Source organism: Massilia aquatica (genome assembly GCF_011682045.1).
GTDB classification, from domain to species: domain Bacteria; phylum Pseudomonadota; class Gammaproteobacteria; order Burkholderiales; family Burkholderiaceae_D; genus Telluria_A; species Telluria_A aquatica.
This window is the reverse complement of record NZ_VVIW01000004.1, coordinates 254217-274527: the sequence shown is the minus strand read 5'-3', so window position 1 is coordinate 274527 and position 20311 is coordinate 254217. Positions and strand designations below refer to the sequence as shown.

The window sequence follows — 20311 nt, the reverse complement described above, 5'->3', positions numbered from 1 at the left end:
GGGCTCATTTTGTTCACAAAATGCCGCTCGGTTTTGTCCATTAAAAGATTTAGGAATAATTATGGCACGCAAGACCCCCATTGAGCGCTACCGCAATATCGGTATCTCGGCTCACATCGATGCTGGCAAGACCACCACGACCGAGCGCGTCCTGTTCTACACGGGCGTGAACCACAAGATCGGCGAAGTGCATGATGGCGCGGCCACCATGGACTGGATGGAGCAAGAGCAGGAACGCGGTATCACGATTACCTCGGCTGCAACGACCTGCTTCTGGAAAGGGATGGCTAACAATTTCCCTGAGCACCACATCAACATCATCGACACCCCGGGCCACGTTGACTTCACGATTGAAGTTGAACGCTCGATGCGCGTACTCGACGGTGCTTGCATGGTTTACTGCGCAGTGGGCGGTGTTCAGCCACAGTCGGAAACCGTATGGCGCCAGGCGAACAAGTACAAGGTGCCACGTCTTGCTTTTGTCAACAAGATGGACCGTACCGGCGCCAACTTCTTCAAGGTCTACGAGCAGATGCGTGCTCGCCTGAAAGCGAACCCGATTCCGCTGCAGATTCCTATCGGCGCCGAAGACAACTTCAAGGGCGTCGTCGATCTGGTCAAGATGAAAGCCATCTACTGGGACGACGCGTCGCAGGGCATGAAGTTCGACTACCGCGAGATTCCTGCTGAGTTGCAAGAGCAGGCTGCCGAGTGGCGTCTGAAGCTCGTCGAAACCGCTGCTGAAGCGAACGACGAACTGATGAACAAGTACCTGGAAGAAGGCGACCTGTCGGAAGCCGAGATCAAGGCCGCCCTGCGCCAGCGTACCATCGCGTCGGAAATCGTCCCGATGATGTGCGGCACCGCGTTCAAGAACAAGGGCGTGCAAGCCATGCTCGACGGCGTGATCGAATACCTGCCATCGCCAATCGACATCCCGCCAGTCAAGGGTATGGACGAAGATGACCAGCCGACCACGCGTAAAGCAGAAGACGACGAGAAATTCTCGGCGCTGGCATTCAAGATCATGACCGACCCGTTCGTGGGCCAGCTGATCTTCTTCCGCGTCTACTCGGGCATGATCAAGTCGGGCGACACCGTCTACAATCCGATCAAGAACAAGAAAGAACGTCTTGGCCGTATTTTGCAGATGCACGCGAATCAGCGCGAAGAAATCAAGGAAGTCCACGCCGGCGATATCGCTGCCGCGGTCGGCCTGAAAGACGCGACCACGGGCGAAACCCTGTGCGATCCATCGTCGATCATCACGCTGGAAAAAATGGTCTTCCCTGAGCCGGTGATTCAGCAGGCTGTTGAGCCAAAAACCAAGGCTGACCAGGAAAAAATGGGCCTGGCGCTGAACCGCCTGGCACAGGAAGATCCTTCGTTCCGCGTAAAAACCGATGAAGAATCGGGCCAGACCATCATCGGTGGTATGGGCGAGTTGCACCTGGAAATTATCGTTGACCGCATGAAGCGCGAATTCGGCGTTGAAGCGACCGTCGGCAAGCCACAAGTGGCTTACCGCGAAACGATCCGCAAGGTGTGCGAAGAATCCGAAGGCAAGTTCGTCAAGCAGTCGGGCGGTCGTGGTCAGTACGGTCACGTTGTCCTGAAGATCGAGCCGCAAGAAGCCGGTAAAGGTTTCGAATTCGTCGACGCGATCAAGGGCGGTACCGTTCCACGCGAATACATCCCTGCGGTTGAAAAGGGTGTGCGCGGCACGCTGAACGCCGGCGTGATGGCTGGTTATCCAGTGGTCGACGTCAAGGTCACGCTGTTCTTCGGTTCGTACCACGATGTGGACTCGAACGAAAACGCGTTCCAGATGGCCGCTTCGATGGCATTCAAAGATGGCTGCCGTAAAGCATCGCCAGTCATCCTCGAGCCAATGATGGCCGTGGAAGTGGAAACGCCGGAAGACTACGCCGGTACCGTGATGGGCGATCTGTCGTCCCGCCGCGGTATGGTGCAGGGCATGGACGAGATTCCAGGCGGCGGCGGCAAGATCATCAAAGCCGAAGTGCCACTGTCCGAAATGTTCGGTTACTCGACCTCGCTGCGTTCCGCAACGCAAGGCCGTGCTACCTACACGATGGAATTCAAGCACTATTCGGAAGCGCCTAAGCACGTGACTGACGCAATCGTTACGGCCAAGGCCAAGTAATTCAGTCAGGGCCGCGCCATAAGTGCGGCCCTGCTCATCGAACAAAAATTGTAAAAATAGTCTTTAAAGGAAGATCAAAATGGCAAAAGGTAAATTCGAACGGACCAAGCCGCACGTCAACGTGGGCACCATCGGTCACGTCGATCACGGTAAAACCACCCTGACGGCTGCGATCGCAACCGTTCTGTCGAAGAAATTCGGCGGCGAAGCAAAAGCATACGACCAGATCGATGCGGCACCGGAAGAAAAAGCACGCGGCATCACCATCAACACCGCCCACGTCGAGTACGAAACGGCTAACCGCCACTACGCTCACGTTGACTGCCCAGGCCACGCCGATTACATCAAGAACATGATCACCGGCGCGGCACAGATGGACGGCGCGATCCTGGTTTGCTCCGCAGCTGACGGCCCAATGCCACAGACCCGCGAGCACATCCTGCTGGCACGCCAGGTTGGCGTTCCTTACATCATCGTGTTCCTGAACAAGTGCGACCTGGTCGACGACGCAGAACTGCTGGAACTGGTTGAAATGGAAGTGCGTGAGCTCTTGTCGAAATACGAGTTCCCAGGCGACGACCTGCCAATCATCAAGGGTTCGGCACGTATGGCTCTGGAAGGCAACACCGGCGAAATGGGCGAAGTCGCGATCATGGCTCTGGCCGAAGCGCTGGACACCTACATCCCAACGCCAGAGCGCGCAATCGACGGTGCATTCCTGATGCCAGTCGAAGACGTGTTCTCGATCTCGGGTCGCGGTACCGTTGTGACCGGCCGTATCGAGCGCGGTATTGTTAAAGTCGGCGAAGAAATCGAAATCGTCGGCATTTCCGACACCGTCAAGACCACTTGCACCGGCGTGGAAATGTTCCGCAAGCTGCTGGACCAGGGTCAAGCCGGCGACAACGTTGGCCTGCTGCTGCGCGGCACCAAGCGTGAAGACGTCCAGCGTGGTCAGGTTCTGGCCAAGCCAAACTCGATCAAGCCGCACAATCACTTCACCGGTGAGATCTACGTCCTGTCGAAAGACGAAGGCGGCCGTCACACTCCGTTCTTCAACAACTATCGCCCACAGTTCTACTTCCGTACCACGGACGTGACTGGTTCGATCGAGTTGCCAGCGGACAAAGAAATGGTTATGCCAGGCGATAACGTGTCGATCACCGTCAAGCTGATCAACCCGATCGCGATGGAAGAAGGCCTGCGTTTCGCAATCCGCGAAGGTGGCCGTACCGTTGGTGCAGGTGTTGTTGCAAAGATTCTCAGCGAAGTCGCTGGTAAGTAATTCGTAGTCAAAGGCAGGAAAGCAGGTATACTTGCTTTCTTGCCTGATGTGCCCAAGCAAAAAATTCATATCGCCGGCTTCATGCCGGTTCGTTCTTTTTAAGGGAATTACCATGTCCGCACCAAACCAGAAAATCCGCATTCGCCTCAAAGCGTTCGACTACAAGCTGATCGACCAGTCCGCACTGGAAATCGTTGACACCGCCAAGCGTACCGGCGCTGTTGTCAAAGGCCCAGTCCCACTGCCAACCCGCATCCAGCGTTTTGACGTCCTGCGTTCGCCGCACGTCAACAAAACCTCGCGCGACCAGTTCGAAATCCGTACGCACCAGCGTCTGATGGACATCGTGGACCCAACGGACAAGACCGTTGACGCGCTGATGAAGCTGGACCTGCCAGCTGGCGTCGACGTCGAAATCAAACTGCAATAATCATTGCAGTGTTGCCGCCAGCGCATTGATATGCGCGGGCGAGTCAGGGCCGGGCGAGTTCGCTGTCAGCGAACGGACCCGGCCCTGATGCGTTTACGCGCACAGCTTGCCGGCCTCATCCAGCACATTCTCCTGTGCACTTTCCTGGACGACATCCTGGCAGATCGCCCCCTGCTGCAACACCACCACCCGCTGCGCCATGGCGATGGTTTCCGGCCGGTGCGCCACGATGATGCGGGTCAGGTTCAGTTGCCGGATCGAGGCATTGACCGCCACTTCGTTCCACACGTCGAGGTGGCTGGTGGCTTCGTCGAGCACCAGCAGGCGCGGCGTCTTGTACAGCGCGCGCGCCAGCAGCAGGCGCTGCTTCTGTCCGCCGGACAGGCCGGTGCCGATGTCGCCGACCAGGGTGTTGTAGCCCATCGGCATGGCCATGATGTCCGCATGCAGCGCGGCGGCCTGGGCGCTGCCCTGGACCCGCTCCTCGTCGCGCGTTTCGGCAAAGAAGCTGATGTTGTCGGAGATCGAGCCGGCGAACAGATGATCGTCCTGCATGACGGTGCCGATCATCCGGCGGTAGTTCGACAAGCCCAGCTGGCCCAGCTTGACCCCGCCGATCAGGATCTCGCCGCTGGTCGGCTCCAGTAGCCCGAGCAACAGTTTCATCAAGGTCGTCTTGCCGCAGCCGGATGGCCCTGTCACCGCGATGCACTGGCCGGCGGGGATGGTCAGGTCCAGGTCGTGCAGGATGAACGGTTCGCCGTCGGCGTAGCGGAACGACAGCTTGCGCATCTCGACCGATGGCGAGACCGAGGCCGGATCGATTTCGCATTCCGCCGTTGTTTCTTCCGGCGCCGAGAGGACAATATCGGCCACGCGCTCGCCGTGCAGGCGCAGCATGGCGAATTCGAACACCTTGTCGACCAGGCTGGCCATGCGGTTGCTGAACTGGTCCTTGTAGCTGATGAAGGCAAAAATCATCCCCACCGAAAAGCGGTTGTCGAGCACCAGCAGCGCCGCCATCCAGATCACGATCACCCTTTCGGTATTGAACAAAAACGTATTCGCGCTCTGGTACGACACCCCCATCCTGGCGATCCGCAGTTCGGCATTGACCTGGTCGACCAGGGTATTGAGCCATCCCGCGTGGCGCGCATCGTGGCGCCCGAACAGGCGGATGCTCTGCACTCCGCGCACCGATTCGAGAAAATGCGTCTGCTGGCGCGCGGCGTGGATAATCTGTTCGGCGTTGGCTTCGCGCAGGCTGCGGAAGATCGCGCAGCGCATGGCGATGTAAATGAGTACCGCGATGCAGGCCAGCGCCGACAGCTTTCCACTGTAGGCAATCATCATGGCCAGGGTTCCCAGCACCAGGAAACCGTCGATGATCCCCTCGACGAATTGGGTGGTCAGGCTTTCCTGGATCGCGCGGATCGAACTGAAACGCGACACGATGTCGCCCGTGTGGCGCTTTTCGAAATACGACAGCGGCAGTTTCATGAGGTGGCCGAAGGCGTTGCTGAGCCACTGGACGTTCAGATTGGTCGACAGCACCGTGGTCACCCACGAGCGTACCGCGCCGACCGCGGTTTGCAGCAGCACCAGCAGCAGAAAGCCGCAGCCCAATACCGTGATCATGTCGCGGTCGGCCGAGAGCAGCGCTTCGTCGATCATCCATTGCATATAGAAGGGCGCCACCAGCGCGCACACCTGCAGCACCAGGCCGAGCACCAGGATCTGCGCCAGGCCGCCCTTCAGGCCGGTCACGCCGCCCATCAGCGAATACAGTGAGAATTGCTGGGTCTCATTGTGCGGCTTGAATTGCTGCGACGGCAGCAATTCAAGCGCGACGCCGGAAAAGTGCTTGCCGCATTCCGGTAAAGGCAGGCGGCGCATGCCGACCGCCGGGTCGTGAACGACGGCGTGGGTCGCCGAGACCGATGTCAAGACCACGAAGTGATTCAGGTCCCAGTGCAGGATGCAGGGCAGTTTCAGCTGCGCCAGCTGGTCCAGCTCGAGTTTCAGGGGACGCGGCTGCAGCGCCAGCGCTTGCGCCATGGTCATCAGGCTGCGCAGGGTGGCGCCCTTGAGCGAGACCGAAAAACGCCGGCGCAGATTGGCCAGGTCGACCCGGTGTCCCCAATAGCTGGCGACCATGCCCAGGCAGGCCAGCCCGCATTCGGCGGCCTCGGTCTGGAGCAGGATGGGCAGCGATTTGCCGGGCCAGAAAGCGTGTTGCAGGCGTTCGTGGAAATGCATGGTGGTTCCGATATCGTGAGAACGCGGTCGGTCCGGGCCGCCCGTCAACGCCCGGAAATGGTGAACAGGGGTTCCAGCACCCACTCGTAGAGGCGGCGATGGTCGAGCGCGATGCTGGCGTCGACCAGCATGCCCGACTTGAGCGGCACCGGCTTGCCGTAGGCTTGCACCGACTGCCGCTCCAGCGTCAGGCGCAGGCGGTACATCGGTTCGGCCGCGCCCGTCGACGCCAGGGCGGTGTCGGCCGGGCGTGACGAGGTGTCCGCCACATCGCGCACGCGCGCTGTGTGCTGGCCGAATTTCTGATAGGGGAAGGCCGCGTAGCGCAGCGAGACCGCCATGCCCGGCTTGATAAAACCGATCAGGCGCGAGGGCACGTAGATCTCCGCTTCCAGCTGCGCGCCGGCCGGCAGGATGGCAGCCAGGCCGGTCTCCGGGGTAACGGTCTGGCCAATGTCGCCGCCAAGCGCGGTGAGCACGCCGTCGATCGGGGCGCGCAGCACGATGTCGCTTTGCGCCTGGTTTTCGGCCAGGTCCTGTTCGAGTGCGCGCATGCTGCGCTCCAGGGCTGCGCGTTCACGGTCCGCCTGCGGCGCGATGTCCTGCATCTGCGCGCGCGCTTCGCTGGCGGCGCGTTCGGTCACCGTCTTGATACGCACCAGTTCGGCCAGGCGCTGGCGTTGGTCGAGCAGTTCGGCGCGCTTGTCGCTTAACTGGTTGGGCGATATATAGTTGGTCCGGGCCAGGCCCTCGTAACGGCCGAACGCTTCGCGCGCCAGGGCCAGCCGGTCTTCCTGCAGCGCGATCTGCTCCACCACGCGCGCCAGTTCGGCGCCGATATCGTCCACCCGCCGCCGCGCCGCGCCGCTGCGCTGGGCGGCTTGCGCGATCACCTTGTCGAGCTCGGCGCGGTAGCTGTCGCGCCGCTGGTGCAACAGCGCGGCCACGGTTTGCTCGGTCGATCCGGCCGCCGCGATCGTGCGTTTTCCCGATAATACGAACAGCACGTCCCCGGCGGCAACCTGCTGGCCTTCGCGCACGCGCCTTTCCATGATCACGCCGACGCGGCCGGGGATCACGCGGATCACCCCGCCCGTGGGCAGCAGCAATCCTTGCGACTGGGCCTTGCGCGTGGTGCTGAAACAAAAGAAAAAGGCCACGATGGCCAGCGCCAGTGCGGCGAACAGGATCGTCAGCGTGCGCTGGCCGGGCGCGCGCGCCAGGATGACCTGGCCGTACTGGCGGGAGCCGGCGTGCTCCAGCGCCTGAAGGCGGAACAGGGGGCGCGGCGGGGATGGCTGTGCCTGGGCGGGCGATGACGGATCAGGCATGGAAACTCCGTTGATGGAGTCGTCATCCTTGCATGCATATTTACTTAAGGCAATTCAAGCAGGCCCATATTCGCGCCGGTCCAACACCGTCCTGTCATAACGTTGAGCCAGCGCAAACCAGGCGCTGGCTCGCTGGCGCTATCGGACCGATCGCGACCGGCGGCGTGCGCCCAGCATCGCCAGCGCGCCCAGGCCCAGCAAGCCCAGGCTGGCCGGTTCCGGCACGGCCGCCACGGTACTCATCGAAAACTCCTCGATCTCGCCATAGAACACGATCGAGCGTCCCGAGGCGACGTCGGCATGGCCGAACTGCGCCTGCTTGCTCATGTACTCATACAGGTCGGGGCGCAGCTTGGCCGAGAAGGGCGTGGTCAGGCTGGCATTGGCCCCGGCAAACAAGTGCTCCGCCGATTCGATGCCGTGGTAGGCGTACAGGCTTTCCTCGCGCGTGGTCCAGTTCACGCCGGCAAAGGCCTGGTCCGATCCAAACGGGCTCGGGGCTGAGGCGCCGTTGGCGGTCTGTTGCTGGAAATTGCCGGTACGCTGGTAGTGGCGCGTCACGCCGTCGACCGTGATGCGGGCGCTGAACAGATTCATGCCGTACAACCCTTCATACTGGTTCAGGTAGCTGTTGCGGGTGGCGCTGCTGTCGTCGAAGGTGAGCGTCATCTGGAATGCTCTGCCGGCCAGATTGCCCGGACCGAAGTCATCGAGCGTGTTCTGGACCACGCTGCTGACCACCCCGCGCGAGGTGGTGGTGAGGATGGTGGCGTGGGCGCTGGAGATCCAGGCGGAGGCGAGCAGGGCGATTGCGAAGAATGATGTTGAAGACAAGATATTCTTTCTTATACTTTGGTTAAGATGGCATCGTGTTCAAGCAAAAAACATACCATTTGGAAATTATCGTTTGGTATCATCAGCTTAGGATTTTCTATGAAGAAATTTCGTGAGCATCTGTAAGGTTTTCCGACAAGCAGGCTGCTGTTCCGCCGGTTGACTGGTCCGGCCCGGCCCCGGATACTGTCGCCATGACCATTCTTGAAACCCGCGCATGCCCGTAACGATCCTGATAGTCGAAGATGAGCTGGCCATTGCCGACAGCATCGCCTACGCCCTGCGCACCGACGGCTTCGTGCCGCGCCACGTGAGCCTGGGCGCGCAGGCGCTGCAGGCCATGCGCGAGAGCGATCCGGCCACCTTGCCGGCGCTGGTGGTGCTCGACGTCGGCCTGCCCGACATGAACGGCTTCGAGGTGTGCCGCCAGCTGCGCCAGTTCTGCAACGCCCCGGTGATCTTCCTGACCGCGCGCAGCGACGAGATCGACCGCATCGTCGGGCTCGAGATCGGCGCCGACGATTACGTCACCAAGCCGTTCTCGCCGCGCGAGCTGGTGGCGCGCATCCGGGTCGTGCTGCGCCGCCTGGCGCCGCCGGGCGCCGCGACCGCTGCCTTCAGCGTGCCCGCCGCCCGCTTCGAGATCCGCGAGGCCGAGGCGCGCATCCTGTACCGCGCCCAGGCGCTCGAGCTGACCCGCTACGAATACCTGCTGCTCAAGGCCCTGTGCGAGCGTCCCGGCCACGTGCTCTCGCGCGCGCAGCTGATGGACCGGGTCTGGGCCGACGCGCCCGATACGCTCGACCGCACCGTCGACGCCCATGTCAGGTCGTTGCGCGCCAAGCTGCGCCTGGTCGACCCCGCCGACGACCCGATCCAGACCCATCGTGGCATGGGCTACAGCCTGGCAGGCACATGAGAATCGGCCTGCGCATCCTGCTCGGCTATTTTCTGATTGTCGGGCTGGCGGCGTGGTTCTTGCTCAATGTGTTCGTGGCCCAGGTCAAGCCGGGCGTGCGCTCCACCCTCGAAGACACCCTGGTCGACACCGCCCACCTGCTGGCCGAGGTCGTCGCCGACGATGTCAAGGCCGGGCATCTGGACGAGTCCCAAGTGCTGGCGCGCCTGCAATCGTTCGGACGGCGCCATGTGGACGTCTCCATCGACGGCTTGAACAAGCGCGCCCTGAACTACCGCGTCTACATCACCAATGTGAACGGGCAAGTCACCTTCGACTCCAGCGGCAAGGATGTCGGCAAGGATTATTCGCGCTGGAACGATGTCTACCTGACCCTGCGCGGCGAGTACGGCGCGCGCAGCACGCGCGACGTCTACTCCGACGACAGCAACGCAGTGATGCACGTGGCCGCGCCAATCATGGACGGCAAGCAGATCATCGGCGTGCTGACCGTCGCCAAGCCGGTCTCGACCGTGCAACCCTTTGTCGAACGCAGCCAGCGCATCATCCTCACGCGCGGCGCGCTGCTGCTGGTGCTGTCGCTGCTGATCGGGATGGCCTTCGCCTACTGGCTCAACCGCTCCCTGCGCGTGCTGATGCTGTACATCGCCGATGTCGAGGCGGGCCGCAAGGCCACCTTGCCGGCGCTCGGCAACAACGAGATCGGCACGCTCGGGCGCGCGCTTGAAGCGATGCGCAACAAGCTCGAAGGCAAGGAATACGTGGAAGAGCTGATGCACACCCTGGCGCACGAGCTCAAGAGCCCGATCGCGGCGATCCAGGGTTCGGCCGAGCTGATGCAGGAAGACATGCCGGACGCCGAGCGCCGCCATTTCCTGAACAATATCCTGAACCAGAACCTGCGCCAGAAGCAGCTGATCGACAAGCTGCTGGCCCTGATCCGGGTGGAAAAGCAGCAGCGCCTGAGTGCGCCGGAGACGGTCGCGCTGCGCAGCCTGGCCGGGGAAGTGCGGGCCGATGTGTCGGCGCGCTTGCTGGCGCGCGGCCTGACCCTGGAAACCTTCATCGACAACCTGATCGTCAAGGGCGACCCGCTGCTGCTGCGCCAGGCGGTGGGCAACCTGCTCGACAACGCCATCGATTTTTCGCCGCCGGGCGGCGTGATCACGCTGCGCGCCGAGACGCTGGGGGACGAGGTGATCATCAGCGTGAGCGACTGCGGTAGCGGCATTCCCGAGTTCGCGCGCGAGCGGCTGTTCGAACGCTTTTACTCGCTGCCGCGTCCGGATGGCGCGAAAAGCACGGGTCTGGGCTTGCCCTTCGTGCGCGAGGTGATGGCGCTGCACGGCGGCCGAGTGAGCGTCGAGAACGCCGAGCCTGGTGGCGTATGCGCCGAACTGCGCCTGCCACTTGTTTTGGTTTCTTAACCTTCGCGTCAAAGAGAGTTATCCGCGCACGTTGATTTTAGTCAACTAAAATACGCAAATGGATTTTTGACAAAGTGCATATTTTACTTCGGCCTACACTTCAACGCTGAGTGAGCAAATAAGCTTGCTTATGGTATTTTGGGTATAAACGAGTGGCCGTTAATGGAGAGGGTCATCATGAATGGAATATGTAGAGATCTATCTGCTTTCATTAGTGCTTTACCTGTCCTGATGCAGTATTTCTTGAACGGAATTGCAGGGGTATTGCTTTATCTGATGGCCGAGCACGCTGGGGGCACCATTGGTAAAGCCGTGTATCTCATCTCGCAGACTTGATTGTTAACAGACCAGCATAGATAGGGAGTTGCATTGGGGCGCGCAGTCTACCTCATGACCCATAAATAGTTTCCTTGATTCGACTGAGAATAATGAGGTTTGGCTGGCTAAAATTTCCTGGTGACGTTTTAGCCAGCAAGCTGCCTGGTTTCGCACGCTAAAACAGCTTTCTTTCCTGCTTCACATCCACCGCACATCAACGCACATTCAGCGCATACCCAGCGCACACACGCTCCCTACACTGGCGCCATCACCAATCGGGAGCTTCCATGCAAAAAACACTGTTGTACAAGATACTCGCCATCCTGGCGCTCACTGTGCTGATCTGCCTGCCTTTGGCGATGATTCAGAGCACCATCAGCGAACGCAGCGATTTCCGCGCCCAGGCGGTCGCCAGCATCGCCGCCGATTCGGTGCGCGAACAGTCGATCGTCGGGCCGGTCATGGTCATTCCCTACACCGACGAGTTCGACGTCACTGTTCCCGCCGCCAACGATGCCAGCAAATCGGAAACCGTGAAACGCTCGGTCAGCCGCGTGCACCTGGTGTTTCCGAACCAGCTCAACGTCGAAGGCAAGTTCGATACCGATTACCGCTATCGCGGCATCCACCGGGTGCTGTTCTACAGCGGCCAGCACAAGCTGACGGGCGACTTCGACCTGCCGCTGAAATCGGCGCTGCCGCGTGCTAACTCGCTCTCGCGCATCACGCTCGGCCAGGTCAGCATCGCCGTCGGCATCGAGGATGTGCGCGGGATCCGGAATATCCCCACCATCGCCTGGGGCAAGCAGTCGATCGAATTCCAGCAGGGCACCGGTTCCATCGCCCTCGGCAGCGGCCTGCATGCCGACCTGCCGGCCATGGACCTCGAACAGACCGCGCGCGTCCCGTTCGCCTTCAACCTCGGCCTGGACGGCATCGAACGCCAGCATTTTGCCCCGGTCGGACGCAATAACCAGATCAGCCTGACGTCGAAGTGGCCGCATCCTCAGTTCGCCGGTAACTTCTTGCCGTCGACCAAGGACCGCGTCATCAACGATGACGGCTTCAAGGCCAATTGGGCGATTTCGTCCTTGTCGACTGCCGCCCAGCAGCAGTTGCTCGCCTTGCAAAACGGGGCGGCCAACGCCGATGCCGTGCCGGCCGGGCAAGTCGCCGCGGCACGCGCGGCGGTGCAGGTGGACCGCTTCAGCGTGGCCTTCATCGAACCGGTGAATGTGTATTCGCTGGCCGAGCGCGCCACCAAGTATGGCTTGCTGTTCGTGGCGCTGACCTTTGCCGCCTTCTTCATCTTCGAAATCCTCAAGCGCCTGCCAATCCACCCAGTGCAGTACCTGCTGGTCGGCATGGCGCTGGTGCTGTTCTTCCTGTTGCTGGTGGGCTTGTCGGAACATATCCAGTTCATCGTCGCGTATGCCATCGCCAGCACGGCGTGCATCTTGCTGCTGGGTTTTTATCTGAGTTTTGTGCTGCGCAACTGGCAGCGCGGACTGGGTTTCGGCGTGGCGCTGACCGTGCTCTACGGCGCGCTGTATGGCTTGCTGGTGTCGGAGAACAATGCGCTGATGCTGGGAAGTATCCTGCTGTTCGCCGTGCTGGGCGCGATCATGGTGGCAACCCGCAAGGTCGACTGGTACCAGGTCGGCAAGAGCGACGCGGAGCCGGTCACGGTGGTGTCGTAAAAAACCGCCGCCGGGCCCGCATTGCGCAGGTCCGGCGGCTTCAACGCTTAGTCTTTGGTGCCGGTGGTCCAGCGCAAGCCGAAGCCGAAGCGGCGGTCCATCAGTTCGTGCGCGCTTTCGCGGCCGACCTGCGAGAAGTACTCGGCCAGCTTGGTCACCTGCATGCTGCCGCCCCGGTTTTCGATCATGGCAATCGCGCACATCATCTGGTTGCCGCCCTGGTCGAGCCGTACTTCGATCGGCGCCTGGTCGGGCATGTTGATGGTCACCACGCCGTCGGTGGCGGCCCAGTTCGGTGCGCCGTCGTAGATGAAGGCGAAGATCAGGGCGCGCTTCATGTCGTTGAAATGGTCGCCGTTGATGCTCAGGTTTTCACCGTCGCTCGATTGCCCGGTGCGGTCGTCGGCGGCCAGGCGCATGTATGGCGGACGGTCGAAGTCGCCCCAGGCGTTGCCCAGCGCCTGCACCAGGCCCGGACGGCCGTCGGCCAGTTCGTACATGCAGCCGAGATCGAGGTCGACGCCCTTGTTGCCGCCACCGCCGGTCAGGCGCGAGAAAAAGCCTTGCTTGGGCGCAGCCCCGGGGGCGGCGCCACGGTTCCAGTTCAGGTTGACGTGGATGCGGCCGAAACCCTGGCTGCCGCCGCGCTTGTCGAGCGAAACCTTGTCGCCGCGCTTGTCGAGCGTGACTTTCGACAGCGACACCGGCTTGTGCGGTGGTGGCGCCGGTGGCGGAGGCACCGCAGCCGGTGGCGTTGGCGCCGACGTCGGCGCAGCCTCGGTGCCGCCAAAGTGCTTGAGCAGGGCCGACAGTCCGCCATTGAAACCCTGGCCGACGGCGCCAAAGCGCCAGATGCCGTCTTTACGATAGATTTCGCCGACGATGACGGCTTTTTCATCCTGGAAGTCGGCGCCCGACCACGGGAACTGCACCGCCTCGCCCAGCTTGATGCTGCTCGCGCCCACGCTGCGCATGGTGCCGTTGCCGTCGATCGCGGCCACGAACACCAGCTTGGCGATCGAGGCCGGCAAGGCGTCGAGGTTGACCGCGAAGCTGGCGGCGCGCCCGGCCAGGGTCATCTTGATTTCATTGGCGGGGCTGGCCAGCTGGTTGTAGAACACCATGTAGCGTTCGTCCGAGAGCTTGTCGCTGCCGTCCAGGCCGAAGCAGGAGATGTCGACCACCAGCCCGGCCGTGTCGATATCGACCATGACGGTGAAGGGGGCGCTCAAGCCCAGGTCGGCCAGCTTGCCTTTTTGTCCGCGCGAAAAATGTGTCACGTTGTGGTCCTTTTCACTCAAGTGATGGTCAGAGTTCCCGTGGGATTGCCGGGCTCATCGGTGGGAGGTCGTGATGAGCGCCAAATACTTTCGACTGTTCGATGGTGCGTTCGGCCCAGGCGCGGTGGGTGGCCACTTCGCACATGGAATCATGCATCTTGAACACGGCTGGCGCATCGACGTCGAGGATGGCGCGGGCGGCCGCCAGGTCGTTCGGCTTTACCCGGTAATGCTGCTCGATCGGCGCGATCTGGCTCGGGTGGATGGCGGTCTTGCCGACCATGCCGTGGGCCAGGTCTTCCAGCACTTCCTGGTCCAGCAGTTCAGGCAGGTCGAGGTGTTCGAACACCGGCGCGGTGAGCACGAAGCCGTACGGGCGGAAGGTGGTCACCAGGCGCGCCATGACCGGCCCCAGCGGCGTGCGGTACAAGGTCATGCTGCGCGGACGGCGCAGGCCCAGCAGGGCCAGCAGGTCGTTGCCGCCGATCCGCAGCGCCAGGATGCGGTGACGCACGCCGGGCGCTTCGAGCATCTTGCGAAATTGCCGCATTTCCCAGTCGTTGAAGACTTCGGCCGTTTCCAGGGTCGGCATGAGCATGTGATCGGTATTGCGGATCTGCTTGAAGTAGGCGTCGAAGTTGGTGCGCGTCGCTTTCGGGATCACGAAGCCGGTCAGCTTGTCGGCGCCCGGCATGGCCAGCACGCGCGCCATGACGTCGGGATTGCGCACGCGCACGAAACGCTCGGCCGTGCCGTCGCTGCGCATATTGGCCAGCACCACGGACAGGTTGAACAAGGCCCAGCTCAGGTCGGCATCGGCGACCGCGTCCTCGGTGCAGAAAATCAGCGAGCGCACATGCCCCATGCGCTCGCCATTGGCCACATCCATCAGGTATTTGTGATTCGCCGGCACATACAGCGACGCTCCCATCGACTTAACCATCCAATGCACTCCTGATCAATGAAACGGCGTGATACGGCAACGTAGCGTCGACGATCACGGGAATTGCTTTTTCCTGCGCCAGCAGGGCCAGATGCGCCACGTCGGGCGCGCCGGCGTCACGCAGGATCAACAGGCGCGGACTACGGCGCAGCAACACGCGGGTTGCTTCGCCGATGCCGGGCTTGATCATGTTGACGTCGGTAATGCCATGTTGTTCGAGCGCGGCCAGCATGTAGGCGCGCGAGACGGCGCCGGCGGCTTCACGGTCGACCGCTTGGGCGTCGGGCGTGCCGTCGGCGGCGGCGATCTCCAGCGCGGCGGCCACCAGGCCGTCGGCGAAACTTTGCGACTGGTCGTGCGCTTCGAACTGCTGATAGTACACGCAGCCGTGGAAGTCCCCGGGTCCGATTGCCTCGTTCAGGATCGAACGGCTGATCAGGCCGGAAACGGTGGCGTTCAGTATGCTCGACGGAATCAGGTAGTCGTCGCAGGAGGCGGCGCAGGCGGCGCTGCCGGCCAGGTCGGACAGCACGTACAGGCCGCCGTCGATGGCGGTGCCGCGGCGGCGGTTGAATTCGTCGATGGCGCTTAATAATTCGCGCGAGATCACGCCCTTGCCGGTCCAGCCGTCGATGAAGACGATCGATTCAGGGGCGTGGCCCTGCGCCAGGATATGTTCGAGCGCCACCTGGTCGATGCCGCGGTCGCGGATGATCGAGACCGAATAGTGCGTGCTGGCGCGCCCGAACACCTTGGGCAGCAGGCTGTTCAAGACCACGCCGACCGGGGTGCCGGCGCGCGCCAGCGAGACCAGGGTGACCGGGCCGCTGCGGCGTTGGGCGATCAGGCCGGCCAGGGTCAGGCAGTCGCGCGCCATGCGCGCCGTGTTGGCGGCGCAGGCTTCGCGAAACACCGCCAGGTAGCGCTCCGAGGGCAAGGATTCGGGCGAGAGCATTTCGCTGTAGTGGCGCTGGCCCGACTGGATCAGGAATTCTTTTTCGGGAACGTCGACGAAGTCCTGCATCGCCAGCGGCTTGAGCAGGAAGCTGACGTCTTCCGAACGGTAACTGCCGGAAAAATTCATAGGGTCTCCAGGGTCAGGCCCGCCAGCTGGGTGTGGCGCGGGGTGATGGCATAGTCGCAGGCGGCCATGAAGCGCGCGTCGGACTTGCTGTCGCCCATGCCGAAGGTGAGGATATCGCCGTGTTCGGCGCGCAGGCGCGCGCTCACGTGCGCCACCGCATGCGCCTTGTTCAGCGCGTTCGGCAAAATCGCCAGGTTGTTGCCGTTGCGATGGATGAAGTAATCGCGATTGCCATTGTCGATCCACGGCTGGACCACGTCACGCTCGATCGGTTCCAGGTTGGCCGCGATTTTTTGCGGGTCTTTCACCACCAGATAGAACGGCGTCTCGAAATCCTCGATCAGGCGGGCGCGGTTGCCGAAACCGGTGCGCTCGGCCCAGGCGTCGATCAGGCCGGCCAGTTCCTGCAGGCCGGGCAGGGCAGCCTGCATGGCGCCGCGCATGTGTTCCAGCCATTCCTGGTCGACCGAGCCGTCCGGCAGCAGGATGATCCCGCCGTAGTCGAGCACGGCATAGCTGTGGAAGTCGATGCCCACGCGCTGGAATGCATTGACGTTGCGCGCCGTGGTCGGAATCACCGTCATGCCATCCTGGGCAAAGGCCAGGAAGGCGCGCTGGCCCGGCGTGGTGTACGAGATCGGGCTGCCGTCCTTTAAAAAGGCGGCCGCTTCGATGGGCGTACCGCGCCCCTCGCACTTTTCCAGCGACTGGAACAGGGTGTCGTCCAGGTCGGCGAACAGGAATTTCTCAAACTTCTTCAATATGGGTCTCGGTCTTAAAGTGGAAAAGACGCGCGCTGAGCGTGTCCGCAAGGCCCCGCAGCGCCTCGGTGGGGGCGGTTTCGTGGCAAATGAATACGTGCCGGTACTGGCCGGGGGTGACGTTATACAGGAAATTGGCCACACCCTCGCCGTAATTGTCGGGGAACGTGAGCGCGGCCCCGACCGCGCCCCAGGTCAGGATCGGCGAGCGCGTGGTCGATTGCACGACCACGTCCACGCCGAGCCGCTCCAGGGCGGCGCCGAGCAGGTAGGACGGGTGCATGAACTCGCCGGTGCCGAGCACCAGCACCTGGTCGCCCGGCTGCACCTCGGCCGCCAGCCGTGCGGCCAGGGCGGCCGGCGCCGTGAGCGCGCGGTGCAGGCCGTAGCGGCCGAAGTCGCCGCTGGCGCCGCGGTCGGCCGAGGGGTCGAACAATTGCGCCGGGGCGCTGGCGCTGGCCAGCTGGCCGGGCGTAAAGCGATATTCGCCGCTGACCGGCGCGCCCATCGTCACCGGCAGGCCGAAGCGCGCCGACAGGGCTTGCGTGGCGGGGGCGCCCATGAAGTTGGTAATCGTCGCCAGGTGCACGTGGGCGATGCCGGGATTGAGCTTGCGGCAGGCGTCGGTCAGGTTCAGGAAGGTGTTGCCGGTGCTGGCTTCATCGTCCACCAGGACCAGTGCGCGGGCGCCCAGCAGCAGCTCGCGCGTGTGCGCGTCCGGCGGCATGTGCAGGAACTGGCGCGGGGCGTGGCTGTGCGCTTCCTCGAATTCGATGATGGGGGCCTCGCCCACCCGGTAGCGCGAGGTGTGCAGGAACAAGCCTTCGCGCCCGGGATGGGCGGCCAGCCAGGCTTCGAACACGCCCTGGCCCAGGCCAATGGCGGTTTCGGCCATGGCGATGAAGACCACCGGGCCGGGCAGTTCGGGCACGGTGTCGGCCAGGCTCTGGTGCACGGTGCGCATCATGCTCGGGGTGACCGGCCAGTGCTTGCCCAGCACCTTGCTCAGGAACAGGAAGCCGCGCTTGGCGTTGGCGCGCGCGGCAAAACCCATCACGTCGTCCAGGGCAAAGGCGCTGTCGTGGATGTCGAGTTCGAGCTCGCCGGTGGGCAGGCTCAGGCGGTGGCGCTGCACCTGTGGCGCTGGCATCATGCTCACAGCAGGTCCACCGAATGCAGCTCGGCCGGCGCGCTCAGTTCGGCCACGCGGATGCCGTCGCGCACCGGCGGCACCGTCACCGTGTCGAAACCGTCGGCAAAGCCTTTCAGGGCGATGTAGGGCAGGTTGGGGCCGGCTACGCAGGCCATGCCGATGCCGCCCGACATGCGCGGATTGATTTCGAGCAGGTGCAGCTTGCCGTCGCCTTCGCGGAACTGGACATTGAAGGCGCCGTTCAGGCCGTGGATGCGGGTCAGCTGGCTGGTTGCTTCAAGGATGTCGGCGCGCATGTCGATCAGCTGGCCGCGCCCGGGCGTCATCGGTTTCTTGCGTGACACGGCGGTCACCAGGCGGCCGTTGTCGCCCACGCAGTCGACGCTGTATTCATGGCCGTCCAGGTAGGCCATCAGCAGCATGGTGCGGAACTCGCCCAGCTCGGCCAGGCCGCGCCGCATGTCCTGGTAGCCGATGTGATATTCGGCGCCGGCCAGCAGCAGGGCGGCGCTGCTGCGCTCTTCGTCGAGGATGGCGAACCCGAGGCCGTACACCGAGCGCGAAGGCTTGACGCACAATGTCGGATAACGCGCGCGCAGTTCGGCGTAGTGGGCGTCGAACTGGGCGATGTTTTCAAACACGCGGAATTCGGCCACCGGGGCGCCGGGCAGGTTAGTGGTGGCGTAGAAACGCGCCTTGTCGTGGATCAGTTCGAGCTGCTCTTGCGTGGCGGCGCTGAGCACGCGCGTGCCTTGGGCTTCGAAGCGGGCGTGGGCGCTGGCCAGTTCGGTCGACAGGCGGCCGGCAATGAAGATCTCCACCCGGTGCTCGCGGCAAAAGGCCAGGCACCAGTCGATGTATTGCTCGTTATCCAGGCCGGTCGGCTCGATGAAGAATTCGTGCGCCACGCGCCCGGCCAGGGCGTGCGGATTGGCATTGCTGTAGATGAGGTGGAAACGGCCTTCCAGATCGGCTTCACGGATGAGGCCAATCGCCGCGTACACGGACGAAAACGTCCTGTTGAACCAGACACGCATGAGTTGCTTTCTTATTAAATCGGAATTGTTGTTATTGTTGCTGTCGTGCTAGGCGAGCAGGCGGTGTTGTTTTGCCAGTGTGATCCAGCCCGGGTATTCTGCCATGAGCAAGTCGTACAACGCCGAATCTGAATGTTCGTCGGGCGATTCGACCGAAAAGTAGTCGGCGTTGTCGATCAGGCGGCCGGGCAGTTCGTCGAGTTGTTCGAGAAAGGGGAAGTCGGAGTGGGCGAATGCCGCCAGCTTCTTGCTTTTCGATTTCTTGCCTTTGCCGATGCCCATGAATTGCCAGAAAATAGGCTCCTGGCTGGCCCAGCGCAGCTGTTTTTCGGTCACGGATTTGTCCGAGGTGGAACCGTCGGTGACGAACATCACGAACACCGGCACCGGTGCCGACTGCACGCTCTTGCGCTCGCCGCCGTTGGCGTCGGGGAAGTAGAAACGGCGTACCGCTTCCATCGCCTTGCCGTAGCAGGTATCGGCTTCGAGCGGATGGGCTTCGACCACGTCGCGGATGTAGTTGCGCGCGTTGGCCAGGGTCATGGGGGCGGGCTGGTGGACATTTTTGCCGAACAGGAAGACGTCGATCTCGCCGTCGTCGTCGAACTTGCAGCCCAGGGCCAGGATGCGGTCGGCGAATTGCTGTACCAGGCCCTTTTTGTAAAGCGACCTCATGGACCCGGAAATATCCAGCACCAGGGCGACCTTGGCGCGGTGCTCGGACAGGCCGGCCTTTTCCAGCGAGACGGTGGCGTGCTTGACCAGGCTGACCAGGTGCGGCGCGCTGCTGGCGATGCGTTTTTCGAGCGAGATGCGGGCAGGGGCAGGGGCGGGCGCGGCTGCCGGGGCCGGTGCGGCGACGGCGCCGCCGAAGTGCGCCACCAGCGCGTCCAGGCCGCCGTTGAAGCCCTGGCCGACCGCCATGAAGCGCCACTGGCCGTCTTTGCGGTACAGCTTGCCCAGCATGATGGCGCGTTCCTCGGCAAAATCTTTTCCGGAAAAGGCGAAGCGGGCTTGTTCAGCGCCGCCGGCGAGCAGGCGCAGGTGGCCGCTGGCCAGCTGCGACAGGGTGCCGTCGCCATCGACGCTGGCGGTGATGGCCAGCTGGTCGATGTTGGCCGGCAGCAGGCCGGTATCGATGGAAAAACCGCTCAGGTCGCCGGGGATGTCGGCCAGCACGGCGCCGCCGCAGGGCGTGCGCGGCTGGTTGAAGAAGGTCATGTACGACTCATCGAGCAGCTTGCCGTCGGCGCCCAGGCCGAAGCAGGCGAAGTCGAGGCGCAGGCCGCTGGCGGCCAGGCCGATCTCGATGCGGCCGTTGGGGGCGATGCCAGCCAGCGGCAAGCGCTGCCCGCGTGATAAGTTTTCCATGGTGTTTGTTTT

The 20311-nt window shown here is 62.7% G+C and carries 16 protein-coding genes; 6 read left to right on the top strand and 10 right to left on the bottom strand.

All coding sequences use genetic code 11. The annotated features are described in order from the left end of the window. Positions 1 to 61: 61 nt before the first annotated feature. The 3 genes from fusA to rpsJ all read left to right on the top strand — a co-directional run bounded on the left by fusA (position 62) and on the right by rpsJ (position 3882). The gene (gene fusA / locus F1609_RS09845) at positions 62 to 2167 is read left to right on the top strand and encodes an elongation factor G (RefSeq protein ID WP_167076264.1); all 2106 of its coding nucleotides are present in this window, start codon (positions 62 to 64) and stop codon (positions 2165 to 2167) included. A 79-nt stretch (positions 2168 to 2246) separates the two neighbouring features. Continuing rightward, entirely contained in the window at positions 2247 to 3452 is a 1206-nt protein-coding gene (gene tuf, locus F1609_RS09840) for an elongation factor Tu (RefSeq protein WP_167076263.1), read from the top strand. Positions 3453 to 3564: 112 nt separating this feature from the next. Then, the gene (gene rpsJ, locus F1609_RS09835) at positions 3565 to 3882 is read left to right on the top strand and encodes a 30S ribosomal protein S10 (protein ID WP_005663509.1); all 318 of its coding nucleotides are present in this window, start codon (positions 3565 to 3567) and stop codon (positions 3880 to 3882) included. A 93-nt stretch (positions 3883 to 3975) separates the two neighbouring features. On the opposite strand, the gene F1609_RS09830 is transcribed toward rpsJ, so the two are convergent. The 3 genes from F1609_RS09830 to F1609_RS09820 all read right to left on the bottom strand — a co-directional run bounded on the left by F1609_RS09830 (position 3976) and on the right by F1609_RS09820 (position 8306). After that, a complete protein-coding gene (locus F1609_RS09830) occupies positions 3976 to 6141 on the bottom strand; it encodes a peptidase domain-containing ABC transporter (protein ID WP_167076262.1) in 2166 nt (721 codons plus the stop codon). Positions 6142 to 6185: 44 nt separating this feature from the next. After that, complete coding sequence (locus F1609_RS09825) at positions 6186 to 7472, bottom strand: HlyD family secretion protein (protein ID WP_167076261.1); 1287 nt, start codon at positions 7470 to 7472, stop codon at positions 6186 to 6188. 138 nt (positions 7473 to 7610) lie between these two features. After that, on the bottom strand, positions 7611 to 8306 hold the full coding sequence (locus F1609_RS09820) for a PEP-CTERM sorting domain-containing protein (protein WP_167076260.1): 696 nt from the start codon (positions 8304 to 8306) through the stop codon (positions 7611 to 7613). 217 nt (positions 8307 to 8523) lie between these two features. Between F1609_RS09820 and creB the strand changes: the two genes are divergently transcribed. From creB to creD, 3 genes are all read left to right on the top strand, one after another. Next, on the top strand, positions 8524 to 9225 hold the full coding sequence (gene creB / locus F1609_RS09815; protein WP_167076259.1) for a two-component system response regulator CreB: 702 nt from the start codon (positions 8524 to 8526) through the stop codon (positions 9223 to 9225). Then, positions 9222 to 10652 (top strand): two-component system sensor histidine kinase CreC, encoded by a 1431-nt coding sequence (gene creC / locus F1609_RS09810; RefSeq protein WP_167076258.1) that lies wholly within the window; start codon positions 9222 to 9224, stop codon positions 10650 to 10652. Before creB ends, creC begins: the two co-directional genes overlap by 4 nt. A 605-nt stretch (positions 10653 to 11257) precedes the next feature. Beyond that, positions 11258 to 12670, top strand: coding sequence for a cell envelope integrity protein CreD (gene creD / locus F1609_RS09805; protein ID WP_167076257.1), 1413 nt, complete (start codon positions 11258 to 11260; stop codon positions 12668 to 12670). Positions 12671 to 12717: 47 nt separating this feature from the next. On the opposite strand, the gene F1609_RS09800 is transcribed toward creD, so the two are convergent. The 7 genes from F1609_RS09800 to F1609_RS09770 are packed head-to-tail and all read right to left on the bottom strand — an operon-like array spanning position 12718 to position 20299. Further along, positions 12718 to 13950, bottom strand: a complete 1233-nt coding sequence (locus F1609_RS09800; RefSeq protein WP_167076256.1) for a TerD family protein — start codon at positions 13948 to 13950, stop codon at positions 12718 to 12720. Positions 13951 to 13978: 28 nt separating this feature from the next. After that, positions 13979 to 14893, bottom strand: coding sequence for an HpcH/HpaI aldolase/citrate lyase family protein (locus F1609_RS09795; RefSeq protein WP_167076255.1), 915 nt, complete (start codon positions 14891 to 14893; stop codon positions 13979 to 13981). After that, the gene (locus F1609_RS09790) at positions 14886 to 15977 is read right to left on the bottom strand and encodes a cysteine protease StiP family protein (protein ID WP_167076254.1); all 1092 of its coding nucleotides are present in this window, start codon (positions 15975 to 15977) and stop codon (positions 14886 to 14888) included. The genes F1609_RS09795 and F1609_RS09790 overlap by 8 nt, the downstream gene beginning before the upstream one ends. Further along, positions 15974 to 16738 carry an HAD family hydrolase gene (locus F1609_RS09785; protein ID WP_167076253.1) on the bottom strand — a complete coding sequence of 255 codons (765 nt, stop codon included), beginning with the start codon at positions 16736 to 16738 and terminating at the stop codon, positions 15974 to 15976. The genes F1609_RS09790 and F1609_RS09785 overlap by 4 nt, the downstream gene beginning before the upstream one ends. Next, a complete protein-coding gene (locus tag F1609_RS09780; RefSeq protein WP_167076252.1) occupies positions 16725 to 17891 on the bottom strand; it encodes a phosphoribosyltransferase domain-containing protein in 1167 nt (388 codons plus the stop codon). The genes F1609_RS09785 and F1609_RS09780 overlap by 14 nt, the downstream gene beginning before the upstream one ends. Before the next feature lie 2 nt (positions 17892 to 17893). Beyond that, positions 17894 to 18928, bottom strand: coding sequence for an ATP-grasp domain-containing protein (locus tag F1609_RS09775; protein WP_167076251.1), 1035 nt, complete (start codon positions 18926 to 18928; stop codon positions 17894 to 17896). 48 nt (positions 18929 to 18976) lie between these two features. Beyond that, entirely contained in the window at positions 18977 to 20299 is a 1323-nt protein-coding gene (locus F1609_RS09770) for a VWA domain-containing protein (protein ID WP_167076250.1), read from the bottom strand. Positions 20300 to 20311: the final 12 nt, after the last annotated feature.